Origin of the sequence: Pseudomonas syringae (assembly GCF_000737245.1) — a bacterium.
Taxonomy (GTDB): domain Bacteria; phylum Pseudomonadota; class Gammaproteobacteria; order Pseudomonadales; family Pseudomonadaceae; genus Aquipseudomonas; species Aquipseudomonas syringae_J.
This window is the reverse complement of record NZ_JPQU01000033.1, coordinates 17,602-34,331: the sequence shown is the minus strand read 5'-3', so window position 1 is coordinate 34,331 and position 16,730 is coordinate 17,602. Positions and strand designations below refer to the sequence as shown.

The window sequence follows — 16,730 nt, the reverse complement described above, 5'->3', positions numbered from 1 at the left end:
GGTCGGGTGGGTTGTGAAGTTGACGCGGTACCCCGTGTGGGAGCGGTGCTTGCCCTCGATGAAGATCAACACGATAGGCCTGATATCTGCGGCGGCCTTATCGCGGGCAAGCACCGCTCCCACAGGAGATCGCACTCCAGGTCAGTTAATTTCGTTTTATTGGAGGAAAAGGGACCACCGCACCCTGTTGCAGGGTGCGGGGTTGAAGGGGTCCACAGTGATGCTCGGTGTTGCTCAAAACGGCTTGGCTGTTACTGCGCGGCTTTGCTGTTGTCGACGAGTTGATCAGGACCCTTCGACAGGCTGTAAACATAAGCGGCCAGCAACTGTACTTTGTCATTGCCCAATAAATCGGCCTGAGCAGGCATATGACCTTGGCGACCAAGACGAATGGTCTGCTGCAACTGCGCCAGGCTGGTGCCGTAGATGAAACCGCCCGGCTGTGTGAGGTTTGGAGCGCCCATTGCTTCGGTGCCTTTACCCGTTGCGCCATGACAGGCTACACAGGTGGAGCTGAACACTTGCTGTCCGGCGGCCAGATCGGCGTTGTCATCGGCAGGCAATGGCAGCCCGGCGAGGGAATGACGCACGTAAGCGGCGACGTTTTTCACGCCTTCTTCGCCGATGATCGTGCCCCAGCCCGGCATCGCCGCCATCCGGCCGCCCATGATGGTGGTCTTGATGGTTTCGGCATTGCCGCCCCAGCGCCAGTTGCTGTCGGTCAGGTTCGGAAAGCCATAAGCGCCTTTGGCGTCGGAGCCGTGACACACCGAGCAATTGGAGGCGAACAACCGGCCGCCCATTTTCAACGCTTGTGGATCACGAGCGACATCTTCCACCGGCATCGCCGCGAATTTGGCGAAGATCGGACCAAAACGAGCATCCGCCTTGTCCATTTCCTTCTGCCATTCATTGACGCCGGTCCAGCCGTTCTCATAGCCAGGCAGAACCCCTTTCCAATTGCCCAGTCCCGGGTAAAGGATCAGGTAACCCACGGCGAACACCAGGGTGCCGGCAAATAGCATGAACCACCATTTGGGCAGCGGATTGTCATATTCCTCGATGCCATCGAAGCTGTGACCCATGGTCTGGTCGGTGCTGCCTTTGGTTTCGCCTTTGCGTGTGCCGACCAACAGCCAGGTCAGGCCGATCAGGCTGCCGATGGTCAGCACGCAAATATAGGTGCTCCAGAAAGTGGTCATGGCTGGTTACTCCGTACAGCAGGCTGTTCTTCTTGATGGAGCTTATTTTGAAGCTGCTCTTTGGCGGGAGCGGGCAACGGTTCGTCGGCGAATGGCGCCAGGCGGGCTTCGGCAAACTCAGCGTTACGCTTGCTGCTGAATACCCACAGCGACAGACCGATGAATGCGATGGCTACCACCAGCGTGCCGAGGCCGCGTAGATCCTGAATATCCATGGCTCACCTCTTGCTCTTGATGGCAGTGCCGAGCACTTGCAGGTAGGCCACCAGCGCGTCCATCTCGGTCTTGCCTTTGAGGGAAGCGACCGCGCCGCTGACATCCGCGTCGGTGTACGGCACACCGAAAGTGCGCATCGCCTTGATCTTGGTTTCGGTGTGGCTGCTGTCCACAGGCTGGGTGACCAACCAGGGGTAAGCCGGCATTTTCGATTCGGGCACGACGTTGCGCGGGTTGTACAAGTGCGCGCGGTGCCAGTCATCCGAATAGCGTGCGCCGACCCGGGCCAGGTCCGGACCGGTACGTTTGGAACCCCACAGGAACGGGTGATCCCAGACGCTTTCGCCCGCCACCGAATAGTGACCGTAGCGTTCGGTTTCAGCGCGGAATGGACGAATCATCTGCGAATGGCAACCGACGCAACCTTCACGGATATAGATGTCGCGACCTTCCAGTTGCAGCGCGGTGTAAGGCTTCATGCCTTCTACCGGCTTGTTGGTCACGTCCTGAAAGAACAGCGGGACGATCTGCGTCAGGCCGCCGATGCTGACGGCCAGAACCATCAGGATCATCAGCAGGCCGACGTTTTTCTCGATGACTTCATGTTTCATGGCGAGCTCCTCAGGCCATCTGCGCGGCGGCAGCAGCGTCCACAGGGTTTGAAGCCTGCACGGTGCGCCAAGTGTTGTAAGCCATCAGCAACATGCCGAAGAGGAAGATCGAGCCACCCGCCAGTCGCACGATGAAGCCTGGATGGCTGGCCACCAGGGTTTCGACGAAGGAGTAGGTCAAGGTGCCGTCTTCATTGACTGCGCGCCACATCAGGCCCTGGGTGATGCCGTTGACCCACATCGAGGCGATGTACAAGACAGTGCCGATGGTTGCCAGCCAGAAGTGCGCGTTGATCAGGCCGATGCTGTGCATCTGTGGCCGGCCGAAGACTTTCGGGATCATGTGGTACAGGGCCCCGATGGAGATCATCGCGACCCAGCCCAACGCACCGGCGTGCACGTGGCCGATGGTCCAGTCGGTGTAGTGGGAGAGGGCGTTGACGGTCTTGATCGCCATCATCGGACCTTCAAAAGTCGACATGCCGTAGAACGCCAGCGACACCACCAGAAAGCGCAGGATCGGGTCGCTGCGTAACTTATGCCAGGCACCCGACAGGGTCATCATGCCGTTGATCATGCCACCCCAGCTTGGCGCCAGCAGAATCAGCGACATCACCATGCCCAGTGACTGCGCCCAGTCGGGCAGCGCGGTGTAGTGCAGGTGGTGAGGGCCAGCCCAGATGTACAGGGTGATCAGCGCCCAGAAGTGCACGATGGACAGCCGATAGGAATACACCGGACGTTCGGCCTGTTTTGGCACGAAGTAATACATCATCCCCAGGAAGCCTGCGGTCAGGAAGAAACCTACCGCGTTGTGCCCGTACCACCACTGAACCATGGCATCGGTCGCGCCTGAATAGATCGAGTAGGACTTGGTCAGGCTGACCGGCAATTCCAGGTTGTTCACGATGTGCAGCACGGCCACAGTGAGGATGAACGCACCGAAGAACCAGTTGCCGACGTAGATATGCTTGGTCGTGCGCTTGGCGAGGGTGCCGAAGAACACGATCGCGTAGGCCACCCAGACCACAGTAATCAGGATGTCGATCGGCCATTCCAGCTCGGCGTATTCCTTGGAGCTGGTGTAACCCAGTGGCAAGGTAATCGCTGCCAGGAGGATGACCAGTTGCCAGCCCCAGAACGTGAACGCCGCCAGTTTCGGCAGGAACAGGGTGGTCTGGCAGGTGCGCTGCACCGAGTAATAAGAGCTGGCAAACAGCGCACAGCCACCAAACGCGAAAATCACCGCGTTGGTGTGCAGCGGACGCAAGCGACCAAAGCTCGTCCAGGGTAAATCGAAGTTGAGTTCAGGCCAGACCAGTTGGGCGGCGATGAAGACGCCGAGTCCCATCCCGACAATCCCCCAGATCACCGTCATAATGACGAACTGGCGGACCACCTGATAGTTGTAGGCGGTGCTGTTAGTGGTGTTCATTTAGTTATATTTCCCATCCAGGCTAGGTCGGGGCGTTACGCGCAGGTTTAGCGCCGGGTTATTGGCAGACTCATCAGAAGCGAGGCAAGCATGAGCAATGGGCGACAAGTCGGTATTGACGGGGATCAATGGGCGGACCTGGACAAGCTGGCGCAGGACAACGGCTGGCTATGGAATCAGGCACTCGGCGGCCGGCAAGACAAGGTGGCGACTTTGATTTTGGCCCATGGGGCAGGCGCGCCCATGGACAGCGACTTCATGAACGACATGGCGGCACGCCTTGCGGATCAAGGCATCAACGTTTTGCGTTTCGAGTTCGCCTACATGGCGCAGCGGCGGGTTGACGGTCGGCGCCGGCCGCCCAATCCTCAGGCGCAGTTGCTGGACTGCTGGCGGCAGGTGTATGCCAGCGTGCGACCTCATGTCACTGGATGCCTGGCCATTGGCGGCAAATCCATGGGGGGGCGCATGGCCAGCCTGGTCGCAGATGAGCTGCAAGTGGATGCGCTGGTGTGTCTGGGTTATCCGTTTTACGCAGCAGGCAAACCGGAAAAACCTCGCGTCGCGCACCTGGCGGATCTGAAAACCCGGACCCTGATCGTCCAGGGCGAGCGTGACGCATTGGGTAATAAAGAGGCCGTGGAGGCTTACGAGCTGTCATCAGCCATCGATATCCTGTGGATACCTGCGGCTAACCACGACCTGAAACCGTTGAAGTCGGCAGGCATCAGTTATGACCAATGCCTGGCGGATACCGCGCAACGCATTGCCGGTTTGCTGGCTTAACAGGGCTGGCAGTGCAGATCGAACGAGCCATCGCTGACTTCAAAATCGATGGCCGAGATACTGAACCCAAACTCACCTCTGAGCCGCCGCGAGGCCACGTCGGCCTCCAGTAACGTGAGCTGGCCTGCCTGAAAATTTGCCGAGTGATAGACGATGTTTTTCCAGCGCGGCGTCTGGTTATAGACCACTTTGATCCGCGGCTCAGACGGGATCTCGTAAGTACCCAGCGGCAAACCCTGATCGATAAACAGGCCGATGCAGGTTCGGGTCTGGCCGATCTTGCCCTCGGCAATGACTTTCCAGATCCAGTGGTTTGGCACTTCGCCCAGCTCCAGGCGCATCGTAAGGCGGGCCAGCACCGAAGTGACGATCAAGGGTTGCCGGGTAACCAGCGCCCGGAAATGACCCGCGCAAGGCTGTGACTGAATCAACTGTTTGCGGGACATGGAAGACATGCTCATGAACCTTGCTCCTGGCGGGTATTCGAGGGGGCGCCGCACGGACAGGTACGGTGCCCCGAAAGTTGGTGTTTTTCGGCTTGGTTGGAATGCCGGGATCTGGTTTAGCGGATACCGACACCTAGCGCAGTTTTATGCTCGAACACCTTGAAATTCGCCCCGGTGACCAGGTTCTTGGTGGAATACCACTTCATGCCTGCCAGATTCTGCGCCAACGCCGTGGAAGACCAGTAAATAGCATTGCCCATAGGCCAGCGATTGCCGTAAGTGTTGTAGATCTGATTCAACTCATCAGCGGACGGAATCCGTAAGCCCTGACTCGCCGCCGCCGCACTGGTCTGCGAGAACTTGTCGTTACCCAGCCCGACACAATGAATCACCCCCGTCACAATGACCTGATAACTCCTTGTCTCGCCCGTGGCGTCGGATACGGAAATCGTCGCTGTCCCATTGCCGCGCACCGAGGCCAGGCCTTCGTGATCAACCTGCGCCACCAGAGGATTGCTGGAGCGATAGCTGTACGGCGCCTGGCCACCGCTGGCCGTGCGTTTTACCGTCGTGCCAGCCGGGAACGCGGGCATCAGCTCCGGAGAAGCTGGAATCAGGTAAATCTTGCCACTGAGCGTGACTGGCGAAGGATCCAGCGTCAGCCCCTGGCTAACCTGCAAAAACAGCGGTGTTGAGACCAGCCCGGTGCCTGCGCGAGTCACGGTGTAGGTCACACTCGCTGAACCACCGATGCTCTGATTGATGAACACCTTTGGCACATTGAATAACAGCTCCACCTCTGCGCCGACCACCTGGCCAGGCGTCTGGTAAGCGTCGGCACCCTGCCAACTGACAAAGACATGGTCACCGCTGCTCATGCCTTCATAGCGAACCCGCACGGTTGCGCCGGATTCGGGGATGTTGGATGGGATGAGAATGCCGTCGGGGCCTACGCTGTCCATCTGCGGCGCGGGGAGTTGCGCCAGCCCTGGCTGAATCTTCAATGCCAGTGCCGCCGAGGCCTGCTCGCTGCCATTCGCGCGGATCAGGCGATAGTCGATGCTGACGGTTTGACCGCTATTGGCGTCGACCAACACCGCCGAGAACAGCACCTCAAGGTCTTTGCCCGCATCGGGAGCAGTAATCACCTTCTCTTTGCTGTCGCTGCCTCGCGGACCATTCCATTGCACGATCACCCGGTCACCGCTACGCAACTCCGCGCTTGCGCCAATCAGCACGGTCGCGCCATTGACCGCATCTGCCGGGTCCAGCAGATCGCCATTGGCCTCCTTCACCACTGGCAGCGGCAGTTCCGGCAGCACCAATAGCAGTAGCTTGACCTGAATCGCCTGTGAGTCCATCGACAGATTGCCCGCCAGGTCGGTCACCGTGTAGTAAACCGCCGCCTCGATATCGCCGATGCTTTCCAAAAACTCCCGGGAAAACTCCAATTCCACACGCTTCAAGCCCATGTCGTCTTTATCGACAATCGCTACCGGCCCCTCAACAGCGCCCCAGTAACTGCGCACCACATCGCCTTCTTTCATGTCGTTGTAACTGGCGATCAAGCCCATGAGCACATTGCCCATGTCTTCCAGCTCGGCAGAGGTCAGGCCGTTCTGGATGCTGGTGGGGAAAATGATCGGCGCGATCAGGGGGTTGCCGGGGGCGGTGCGGTCGATTTGGATGGGGGTGGTTTGGGAGTCGCTGATTACGCCGTTCTCCAGATTGACCAGTCTATAGGCTAGCCTGTGATCACCATTGATAAGTGCATCAACAGGTATTTCCAGGGTCAGGATATCCCCCGGTTTGTCATCTTCTGCAACCAGCTTGATGTCGCCGATAGGATTACCATCCCATAGCAGTTGATAACTGGTATCCAGCGCAATGGCGTCCCACGCTGGAAAAGCGACAGTAACGGGGGATGTCAGTGCGTCGATTGGGAGTAGTCCTTCGTCATTCAGGCTGATGGCGACTGTTGGCGGTACTAGGAACTCGCTTTGGAAAAGTGTCGCGGGCTGAAGTAGTTCATTATGGTTAAGCATTGATGTTCTCTATCTTGATTTTCAGTCCGTCCGCACCCAAGGTGCGGACGGGTCAGTGGGTTGTTAGTTAGATCCAGTTGCAGTGGGTGTCTGAATAACTCATGTTGATCCGAACCCGAGTGACCTGTGAAGTTGCCGGGCTCTGATTACTTTCTTCAGGGGGAATTACTTTAAAGTGTGCTTCACCCCAGCCCACGCAGATGCGCTTCAGATTAGCCCCCGGTACCTTGAACGTGTAGCCATTGATGACATCATTGGCGTCCAGTTCCCGCTCGTCGTAAAAGCTAGCCGCCTCCACCGGGTTATTATCGTTATCAAAACCAATGAAATGAAATTGCAGAATCTGGTGGCGCAGAATGTTGAGATACGGCGCAATTGTCACCGGTGCACCGTCCGGATTCTCAATTGGGCCGACCACTCCATTGTCAGTAGTAAGGAATGTCGGACCCTCTAAACCCTCAACTCCCCCAGGGGTTTCTTCCTTCGAACGGACGGTGACATTTTCCATAGGCGAAGTTACGAGATTCGGGTTGCCGAAGCGGCTCACCGTATAGCGTACAGGAATCGCTACACCAGTTCCCTGTTCTTTCATGATTTCATTCGGAATCGGGATTATCAAATCCCGTTGCGCAGTCACGTCGGTGTTTTTTACCTGATACCACTGGGGAATGTGTTCTTGACCCCAGTACAGGTCCAAGTCATCGCTGATCTGAAATTCCGTACTCCATTTAATAATAGCTCTGCTGTTAAGCTCGTAATCGTCTTCATCAATGAAGTTGTCATCTAGGTTCGGGTTGGTGATGCTGGTGCCCTGAATAATGATTGCATCCAATGGCTCGATAATAGGTAGCGTCAAAAATACATCAATACTGCTCGGCAGCGAGCTGCCCACTTCTGTACCAGCACGATTTACACTGTAGGTGATATTGGGTCGTCCTTCGGGGATCACCGCAATCGTGTCATATGGTACGGTAACGGACAGCACGATATCCTCATCTTCATTACCCGCCGGCAATGGTAGTGGCAACGAAGAGTTACCGTCGCCCCAATGCAGGGTGATCAAATCCAGTGCGGCTGCATCCGGATAATGCGGGATATCGACATTCACCCCAGCCTTTGCTTCTGCGTAGTCAATCAGGTCGCCTAGCGTAGTGTCGATAATAGGAGCGGGAAAATCCTTGGGTACATCTTTCAGCAGCAGGCGCACTAATACTCCCAGAGAGCGTGCGGAAGTATTACCAGCACGGTCAGTAACCGAATAACCCACGACCCCATTAAAGTCGCCGAGGCTTTCGAGAAAGGCTCTGTTGTAAGAGATGATCACCCGCTGCAGCCCCATATCGTCCGCATTCACCACGGCGCCTGGGCCTTCCACATCACCCCAGAATGTCCGCACCACATCATGCTTGGCCATCCCGGTGTAACTACCAATCTCTACATCGAGTTGATTACCCATCTCGGTCAATTCCGCCGAGGTCAAGCCGCCCTCCACCTCGGGTGGTAGCTTGATCGGCCCCAGTTGCGGGCGACCTGGCGGGGTCAAATCCACTTCGACAGTGACGAAAGGCGACTCTACTGACGTATTGTTTTCATGATTGGTAGTTTGATAGGCAAGGGCGTGTACGCCTTCAGTCAAGTTTTCTACCGGGATTTCGAGAAACAGTGGATCTCCCGGTTGATGATCTTGAGTGATGGTCTTTTTCGTACCTATCACGCCAGTGTTCCAGAATATCTGGTAGGTATTTCCAGGTGCTGCTACGTCCCACACTTCCAATTCAACCCGGACTGGTTGTGTCAGTGCGCTGACAGGCAACAAGCCCTCATTGTCCTCGTCATGAAACGCCGCCGGAACAAAGGGCACATCCAACTCTCTGGTGCTGTCAGGAAATGTACGGGTGAAGTTAATGGTTGGATATTTTTTTGATGAATTCATTGCGTTCAATCTCTTGTAAGGATAGCTGTGAGCAGCCGCGCTACTAAAGTGAGCGTGAGCCACAGTCCGTAGGTTGGGGCCTACTGATTTGGTTTGGCAGGTTATTCCTGCAAGTTTTTAAGACAAGGCTTCTGCCGTCGTCTCCATTTCTAACTAATCGGGTTTTGAAAAACGTGTCAAGCGTAAGTTGGAAAATTTGTTTTGGCCCCGATAACACGGGGGTTGCAGCTCAGATGGGTGGTTAATGCGCTCAAGATAGCCCTGAATCAATTAGAAATATTTTCCTACACGAGCCTGTAGTACGTAGGACGTTTCTTGCAAATGCCTGAGTCTTCTCTGACAAAAGGCTTGAGGAAGGTGGGAAGTAATATTTTGTAAAGGGTGAAAATATTAAGTCTCGGCTCTTCAGTTTTTTTTGAGGCAAATATAGATGTTCAGAAGGGATGCTAGATCGGTATGCGGTTTCTCGTTAAGTGTTATCGCATTAATTGTAGGCGGGGTGTCAGATGTTGGCGCCGTTGAAGGGAATCGACTGCGCTACCTGTCTGTCGAAAAAAGCTTGCGGAGTGAGCCTAGTCCACCGCGTGAAGATGTATTGATCAATGATAATCAGATAAATGCACTGGTGGTTGACGGTCGGGAACTGAATATTGATGGGTCTGTTGCACAAGATGATTATGTGGTCAGAAACAAGGGAGTATTGAATGCTCAAGGAGCAACGCTCGGGCTGGTTCAAGTGCTGTCGCGTGGCATTCTAAATCTGGATAATTCTGTGGTTAATGATGGTGTGAATGTTAAGAACGCATTTGCCACTATAAATAATACGGTGATAAATGGCTCTCCTGGAGAGTCCGTGGGGTTGAGTGTTGGGTTGGCGCTTAAAGATCATCCCAATCCGTCAGTCGTCAATTTGGGTAATAGTTCAATAACAGCTGCTAATATAGGCGTGCTGACAGGGACGCTAGCTGTGATTAGCTTATCTAATAGTACTGTGATAGCTGCTGGGGGAAATGACCCCAGTTTTCTTGGTGTTGGAGCTACGGTCGTGGGTGGTGAGCTTAATGTTAGTCAAGGAAGTTATATTGAGGGTGCCAATCAAGCAATTCGGATGTTCGAAACGACGCCTACGGCCTATAAAGAGGCTAACAAGCTCGTCATTGATAGCTCCATTGTCAGAGGGCTGAACGGTTCAGCGATTTTTGTCGAGACCACTGCTAGGGTCGACACTGATATCCAAATCCGCAACGGCGCTAACCTCATGTCCAGCAATAACACACTGCTGGAAGTCGACGGCTCAGGCCTGACAAACTTTACCGTGGATAACAGCAATCTCACAGGCAACCTCATCGCTGACGACACCACGAACCTGGACATTACCCTGCAAAACAACGCGCAGCTGACCGGCAATATGGTCAACAGCAAGCAACTAGCGATCAATTCCGGCGCGCAGTGGACGCTGGTAGAGGATGCCCAGATCAATTCCCTTAGCCTGGATGGTGGGCGGTTAAGTTTTGGGGATGCTGGGGACGGAGCGTTCAAGACCTTGAACCTGAACGCGCTGTCGGGCAACGGCACCTTCGACATGCGCATTAATCTGGATGAACGCGAGGGGGATTTGCTGAAGGTGAATGGCACGGCCAACGGTGATCACCAGTTGCGGGTCAAAAACACCGGCGTGGAAGTGGTTGCGCCGGATATGCAGCCGTATTTGTTGGTGGACACCAACGGCGGTGATGCACGGTTCTCGTTGGCGGGTGCGCGGGCTGATCTGGGGGTGTACTCCTATGAGCTGGAGCAACAGGGGGATGACTGGTTCATCGTCGGTTCCGGCAAGATCATTAGCCCTTCCACCCAGAGCGTGCTGGCCTTGTTCAACGCTGCGCCGAATATCTGGAACAGCGAGCTGAGTACCTTGCGCAGCCGCATGGGGGAGGTGCGTGGCAAGGAGCAGGCGGGCGGATGGATTCGCGCCTATGGCAGCCGGTTCAATGCCAGCACCAGTGAAGGCGTGGATTACCGCAACAATCAGAGCGGGCTGTCGCTGGGTGCCGATGCACCGCTACCGGTGAGTGTCGGTCAGTTGTCGGTGGGCTTGATGACCGGTTACAGCAAAAACGATCTGGATATCGGTCGCGGAACCAGTGGTAAAGTCGGCAGCTATTACGTGGGTGGATACGGCACCTGGCTGCTGGACGATGGCTACTACCTGGACGGGGTGCTGAAGCTCAACCGCTTCCGCAACGAATCAAAAGTTGCCATGAGCGATGGGGCCAGGGCCAAGGGCAACTACGAAAGTACCGGTATCGGTGGCTCGCTGGAGTTCGGGCGACACATCAAGTTCGCCGATGGCTATTTCCTGGAGCCGTTCACGCAGCTGTCCAGCGTATGGGTGCGGGGCGACAGTTACACCCTCGACAACGGCATGCGCGCCGACAATAACCGCACCCAGTCAGTGCTGGGCAAAGTCGGGGCTTCGGCAGGTCGCAGCATCGCATTGAAGGATGGCGGTGTGCTGCAACCCTATCTGCGAGTGGCAGCAGCGCACGAGTTCTCCCGCAACAACCAGGTCGAGGTTAATAAAACCCGCTTTGACAACCAGCTGTCAGGTTCCCGAGGTGAAGTGGGGGCCGGTGTTTCGGTGTCGCTGTCCGAGCGTCTGCAACTGCATGCTGATTTTGACTATATGAAGGGCAAAGGCGTCGAGCAGCCGTGGGGGGCTAATGTGGGGTTGAAGCTGGCGTTTTGAGGCCCCGGGCATTTGCCAGTCGATGTCTGACTGCAAGGATTCTGGACACACATAGAATTCTTAGCTGACGTCGGATCTGTGGGAGCGAATTCATTCGCGAAGAGGCCGGTACATCCAGTGCATTTTTATCGGTCTTAACATTGCCTTCGCGAATGAATTCGCTCCCACGGTTCAGTGATCTTTTGTGGGACCGAGCTTGCCCGCGATGAACGATGACGCGGTGGATCAGGTCAGCCACAAGTCACTGTAGGAGCTCACGAGCAGCGCGAGGCAGCGATAGCGGTCCGCCTGATACACCGCCATCGCGGCCTCGCGCTGCTCGTGCCCTCCTACAGAAAAAAATCTTTATCCAATAGCTCAACCCACTCCCCCCGATGCGCAATCATCGGGGGTTTTTATTGGGCGCGTCTCATGGCGAGGAGCCACGGATCACCCTTTTTTCTTGCGACCTCTCGGCCGTGTCGCTTTGGGCGGGGTTGGGTCTTCGCCGACGGTCACGTGCAATATGGGGGAGATGCCCATCAGGTAAGGCCCGCGATGAACCTCGTAATACACCTCCACAGGTCCGTAATGCAGGTGGGTCATGAGGTCGTAGCTGATACACAGCACCCGGACCGTGGTCTGTTTGGTAATGGAGCGCAGCAGTAACCGGGTCGACGATTTGTTCAGCCCCCAGTAAAACACCAGCACATCGTTGAAATGCATGGCGGTCGTGCCAGGGATCTGTACGTTGATGCCACCATGGGCTTGTTCATAGGTGATGGAATGAGGCCGCACATGCGCCAGTTTGGGTGGCTTCAAACTGCGCGAGATATTCAGCTGCGGGTGCCAGATCGGCGGGTCTCTGACCTCGTTGTCTGATTCGTCATCGCTTTCTGGTTCGGGCACTTCTACAGGCTCTGCATTCAAGTCCGGGATGTATTTCGGCGCCAGTTCTGAGCACTGTTCGCTGAGGTCGGCTATTGGCTCGGGTTTGTTCAGTTGTTTGTCGTCAGAGGAGTTATCGTCCATCTCATCGTCCTGAATAAATGATTGTCTCAGCTGATATTGAATTAAACAGTGCCGATCCATGGCGAGGTGGGCGTATTAGATTGATCTGTGATGAGCAGGTCAAGTCGGACAAATCCGAATCTTACCGTTGTAATAGTTCGAGCGATAGTTGGTTATGCGCAAGCTGCAGGTGAAGACGATTTGTTCAGGATTCTGCGCAGAGGTGCGTATTTAAAGGCTTTGCGGGGGATAGCGTATTTACACGTAGTTCGCTATTTTGTAGGGCGTGTACTACAGCCCTTGTTGTAGGAGGGATAAAATTTAAAAGTTGAGGCGTTGTAATACCTAAGTGTCAGAATTTTCATTCTAAACAATGAAAAAAATCCTGCACGCAAAAGCATGCAGGATTAAAGCTTATGTATCTAAATGGATGGAGTGTTAACGCTGGATGGTCAGCTCAGCCGATTGCGCCAGGAGCGAGCGGTTTCCCGCGCGATCCGTGACGTGGTAAGTGATGTTCACTTTGTCGCTGAACAAGCCCTCCATCAATTCCTTGGTGAAGGAAATCTCGATGGGGGTAGTGCTCAAATTTTCCGCCCGGACACGATAGGCAGGTCCGGCCGTGCCGTTGCAGACGGTCTGGATGTAATCCCCCAAAGCCAACCCGGAATAGCTCGGGATCCGGCCCTTGAGGACTTCGCCGAAGCTGGCATTGGCAAAAATGATCTGCGCCATCAGCGGTGCACCTGGCGGGGCGCGATCAATGAGCAGGGGGGTGGTGGGCGAATCATCATATACCCCGTTGACGCTGTTGGTCGCCCGATAACCCAGTTCATAGCGGCCTTCTTCGGCCAGCAGTCGGGAGTCGAGCCTGAGGTGGATGATGTCTCCCGGCAGATAAATGTCGGACATGGTCCAGACTTCGCCTACCAGTTCCTTATTCAGTATCAGTTGCACGTAGCAGCCGGGGCGAATGGCGCTCCAAAGAGTGATTTCTACCGCGAGGAAATCGCCCAGATCAACCGTACGAATCAGGCCGTCCTCTGGCGATGCAGCAGAAACGAAGGGGGCAGCGAAGTCGAATTTTTGTGATGCGTTCATTATGTTCTCCGAATCACGCCGCGATGCAGCGCAATCTCAATTAATTAAGTGTTCAGAAGTAGTTTGTAGGAAGGGTCCTACAATTAGAAATAATCCTGTATGTAACGCTACTTCTGAAACTCAAGTAATAGGATCTGGATATGGCTGTCAACGCACTTGGGCGCTGAAAAGTATGGAAATTGCTGTAGGTATCTACTTTCGGAAGTTGCCTACGCAGTGCTTCCATTTAGTTCGTGGGGTTTGTAGGACGTTGTATGAATTGGAGTGCAATCGTGTAGGAGCTAACCGAAGTTACGAGGGCAGCGATGACGGTGTATCAGACAGATTGCTATCGCGGCCTCGCGGTGCTCGTGCGCTCCTAAAAGTCCTGTGTTCTTTCAGTCACACCTCGGTCGGTAGGAGCTCACCGAGGTTACGAGGCCAGCGATGGCGGTGTGTCTGACAGACCGCCATCGCGGCCTCGCATTGCTCGTGCGCTCCTACAGGTTTTATGTTCTCTCAGGCACACTTCGGTCGGTAGGAGCTCACCGAGGTTACGAGGCCAGCGATGGCGGTGTGTCAGACAGACCTCTATCGCGGCCTCGCATTGCTCGTGCGCTCCTTCAGGTTTTATGTTCTCTCAGGTACACCTCGGTCGGTAGGAGCTCACCGAGGTTACGAGGCCAGCGATGGCGGTTTATCTGGCAGACCGCCATGCGGCCAATAAAAAACCCCGACAAACCAGGTTTGCCGGGGTTTGCTGCAGCGCGTGCGAACTAGCGGTTAAATCGCTCCACCAGCGAATACTGCGAATTGGCGGTATCGGTCAGTTCGCCGCTCAGGACGGCAGAGCGCTGGGCTTCGTCGGAGGTCTGGTCGGCCAGGGTGGCAATGGTGGCGATGTTGCGGCTGATTTCTTCGGCCACGGAGCTTTGTTCTTCTGTGGCGGCGGCGATCTGGCTGGTCATGTCGGTGATGTTGGCCACCGCTTCGCTGATGCCGATCAGCGCCTGATCGGCCTCCAGAACTTTGGCAACGCCTTCCTCGGCCTGGCGATGGCCAGCGTTCATGGTTTGCACGGCGGCGTTGGCGGTACTTTGCAGCTTGGCGATCAGACCGTGAATCTGCCCGGTAGATTCGGTGGTGCGCTGTGCCAATTGACGAACTTCGTCAGCCACTACCGCAAAGCCACGGCCCATTTCCCCGGCGCGAGCCGCTTCAATGGCGGCGTTGAGTGCCAGCAGGTTGGTCTGGTCGGCGATGCCTTTGATCACATCGACTACGCCGCCGATTTCGTCGCTGTCGTGGGCCAGTTGAGTGACGGTCAGGCCGGTTTCACCGACGGCAGTCGACAGGCGCTGAATGGCCTCGCGGGTTTCCCCGGCGATGTCTCGTCCGCGGCGGGTCAGCTGGTTGGCTTGCTGGGTGGCATCGGCAGTGCGCTGAACGTGGCTGGCCACTTCCTGAGTGGTGGCGGCCATCTGGTTGATGGCGGTTGCCACTTGTTCGGTTTCCACTCGCTGGCGCTCAAGGCCGGTGGAGCTGGCGTTGGCGAGGGCGTTGGACTGCCGCGCCTGGCCGTTGAGTTGTTCGGCGGTATCTTGCAGGCGCGTCAGGCAGGTTTTCATCCGTGCTTCCTGACTGAGGATCGACATCTCCAGACGCGCTTGCGGACCACGGCTGTCGGTGTACATCTGCGCGATCAGCGGGTCGGAGGTCGTCTGTTCTGCAAGGCGCAGCAGGCGTTTGATGCCGCGCTGTTGCCAGCTCAGACCCAGCAGGCCCAGAGGCACCGACAAACCGGCTGCCAGGGCAAAGCCCCAACTGGTATTGAGCCAGACGCCAATCAAGAAGCTGAGCTGGCTGACCAGGATGAACGGCAGCCAGTCCTGCAGCACCGGCAGCCATTTGTCGCGGCTCGGGATCGCCGACTTGCCGTTGTTCAGGCGGGTGTACAAAGCCTCGGCGCGCTTGATCTGTTCGGCCGTGGGTTTGACCCGCACGGATTCGAAGCCCACGACTTTCTGGTTCTCGAACATCGGCGTGACATAGGCGTTGACCCAGTAGTGGTCGCCGTTCTTGCTGCGATTCTTGACGATACCCATCCACGGCAGGCCATTTTTGAGCGTGGTCCACATATGCTCGAACACAGCGGACGGAACATCCGGGTGACGCACTAGGTTGTGCGGTGCCTTCAGCAGCTCTTCACGGGGAAAGCCGCTGATTTCTACAAAGGCATCGTTGCAGTAGGTGATCACGCCCTTGGCGTCGGTGGTGGAAATCAATCGCTGTTGTGCAGGAAATGTCCGTTCGCGTTGAGTAATGGGCTGGTTGTTACGCATGAGCTGTCCGATCCGCTGGGGCTTTGTGACGTTATCGACAAACTAACCCATTTATTGAGCGGGGATAGCAAATGAATGGCGATTGGTTGACGCCAGACAATGGCTCAACGGTCGAACATCGGGTAAGTGAACAGACTGAAATGCAGCAGATTGACTCCGAAATGGGTCGCCACTGCAGCCGGCAAACCTCCATAGCGCCATGCCAGTCCGTAACCGATACCTGCAACGCCCGCGAGCAGCGCCCACTGCCACCCGCCGCCTAGATGCACCAGCCCAAATACCGCGGCGGCCAACGCCAGCGCTAGCGCGCCACCATATTGAAAGCGGCGCAATAGATGCTGGAGTCCACCCTGGAGGTAAGCGCGGAACAGCAGCTCTTCGGTCAGTGTCACCAACAGCAGGTTGTTCAACAGCCAGAGCATGCTTTGCTCGGGCCACTTGGGTGCCCAGCCGATAATGCCGAGCATCACTGCAGCGCTAATGCATAGAAGGCCGGTGCCCGTAAGCGTCAGCAGCGAGGTTTTCACGACTTGTCCAGCGCGTACTGCCTTGAGGGCCCAAGGGCAGGCCAGCAGAATCCACAAACCAATCAGGGGTTTGTCGAGGTTCAGGTACATCGAGAAGGGGGCTGCGTGTTCTGAAAAGCGTTGTGCAGCGATGACCCGCTCACTGTAGAAACCGGGCAACCAATGACTGGCCAGTGCAATCGCCAGGGCAATGAACAGGCCGTGGCCGAACCAGACAACCACGGGCTGCTTGAACTGGGTCACGCAGACGCCAGCCATCATCAGCAGGCCGAAGGTGACTGTGGCGGGGAGAGTGAGCTCGCCATGGCTCAATGCCAGGTCGTAGCCCAGGCTTAACAAGATCAGGCTGATCCAGCGTATCGCTGGCATGG

The 16,730-nt window shown here is 56.1% G+C and carries 13 protein-coding genes; 2 read left to right on the top strand and 11 right to left on the bottom strand.

Translation table 11 applies throughout. From position 1 onward, the window contains the following. Positions 1 to 251: 251 nt before the first annotated feature. The 4 genes from ccoP to ccoN are packed head-to-tail and all read right to left on the bottom strand — an operon-like array spanning position 252 to position 3,464. A complete protein-coding gene (gene ccoP / locus IV01_RS13755) occupies positions 252 to 1,202 on the bottom strand; it encodes a cytochrome-c oxidase, cbb3-type subunit III (protein WP_032628363.1) in 951 nt (316 codons plus the stop codon). Beyond that, positions 1,199 to 1,417 carry a CcoQ/FixQ family Cbb3-type cytochrome c oxidase assembly chaperone gene (locus IV01_RS13760; RefSeq protein ID WP_032628361.1) on the bottom strand — a complete coding sequence of 73 codons (219 nt, stop codon included), beginning with the start codon at positions 1,415 to 1,417 and terminating at the stop codon, positions 1,199 to 1,201. Before IV01_RS13760 ends, ccoP begins: the two co-directional genes overlap by 4 nt. 3 nt (positions 1,418 to 1,420) lie before the next feature. Then, positions 1,421 to 2,029: a cytochrome-c oxidase, cbb3-type subunit II gene (ccoO, locus tag IV01_RS13765; RefSeq protein ID WP_032628358.1), complete on the bottom strand. Its 609-nt coding sequence runs from the start codon at positions 2,027 to 2,029 to the stop codon at positions 1,421 to 1,423. Between the two features lie 10 nt (positions 2,030 to 2,039). After that, a complete protein-coding gene (ccoN, locus tag IV01_RS13770; RefSeq protein WP_032628356.1) occupies positions 2,040 to 3,464 on the bottom strand; it encodes a cytochrome-c oxidase, cbb3-type subunit I in 1,425 nt (474 codons plus the stop codon). A 90-nt stretch (positions 3,465 to 3,554) separates the two neighbouring features. On the opposite strand from ccoN, the gene IV01_RS13775 reads away from it, so the two are divergent. Continuing rightward, entirely contained in the window at positions 3,555 to 4,250 is a 696-nt protein-coding gene (locus IV01_RS13775) for an alpha/beta family hydrolase (RefSeq protein WP_032628353.1), read from the top strand. Here the strand turns inward: IV01_RS13775 and IV01_RS13780 are convergent. The 3 genes from IV01_RS13780 to IV01_RS13790 all read right to left on the bottom strand — a co-directional run bounded on the left by IV01_RS13780 (position 4,247) and on the right by IV01_RS13790 (position 8,674). Then, positions 4,247 to 4,711 carry a hypothetical protein gene (locus tag IV01_RS13780; protein ID WP_032628351.1) on the bottom strand — a complete coding sequence of 155 codons (465 nt, stop codon included), beginning with the start codon at positions 4,709 to 4,711 and terminating at the stop codon, positions 4,247 to 4,249. The two genes, IV01_RS13775 and IV01_RS13780, sit on opposite strands and share 4 nt — an antisense overlap. Before the next feature lie 101 nt (positions 4,712 to 4,812). Then, positions 4,813 to 6,741: a hypothetical protein gene (locus IV01_RS13785; protein WP_050507487.1), complete on the bottom strand. Its 1,929-nt coding sequence runs from the start codon at positions 6,739 to 6,741 to the stop codon at positions 4,813 to 4,815. A 67-nt stretch (positions 6,742 to 6,808) separates the two neighbouring features. Beyond that, the gene (locus IV01_RS13790; protein ID WP_032628349.1) at positions 6,809 to 8,674 is read right to left on the bottom strand and encodes a hypothetical protein; all 1,866 of its coding nucleotides are present in this window, start codon (positions 8,672 to 8,674) and stop codon (positions 6,809 to 6,811) included. An 853-nt stretch (positions 8,675 to 9,527) separates the two neighbouring features. Here IV01_RS13790 and IV01_RS13795 point away from each other — a divergent pair. Then, a complete protein-coding gene (locus tag IV01_RS13795; protein WP_229636119.1) occupies positions 9,528 to 11,420 on the top strand; it encodes an autotransporter outer membrane beta-barrel domain-containing protein in 1,893 nt (630 codons plus the stop codon). A 429-nt stretch (positions 11,421 to 11,849) separates the two neighbouring features. Here IV01_RS13795 and IV01_RS13800 read toward each other — a convergent pair whose 3' ends face one another. The 4 genes from IV01_RS13800 to IV01_RS13815 form a co-directional block, all read right to left on the bottom strand. Beyond that, complete coding sequence (locus tag IV01_RS13800) at positions 11,850 to 12,431, bottom strand: hypothetical protein (RefSeq protein WP_050507483.1); 582 nt, start codon at positions 12,429 to 12,431, stop codon at positions 11,850 to 11,852. A 417-nt stretch (positions 12,432 to 12,848) separates the two neighbouring features. Continuing rightward, positions 12,849 to 13,511 (bottom strand): hypothetical protein, encoded by a 663-nt coding sequence (locus tag IV01_RS13805; RefSeq protein ID WP_050507481.1) that lies wholly within the window; start codon positions 13,509 to 13,511, stop codon positions 12,849 to 12,851. A 755-nt stretch (positions 13,512 to 14,266) separates the two neighbouring features. Continuing rightward, a complete protein-coding gene (locus tag IV01_RS13810; protein ID WP_032628348.1) occupies positions 14,267 to 15,832 on the bottom strand; it encodes a methyl-accepting chemotaxis protein in 1,566 nt (521 codons plus the stop codon). A 104-nt stretch (positions 15,833 to 15,936) separates the two neighbouring features. Then, positions 15,937 to 16,728, bottom strand: coding sequence for a CPBP family intramembrane glutamic endopeptidase (locus IV01_RS13815; RefSeq protein ID WP_032628347.1), 792 nt, complete (start codon positions 16,726 to 16,728; stop codon positions 15,937 to 15,939). Positions 16,729 to 16,730: the final 2 nt, after the last annotated feature.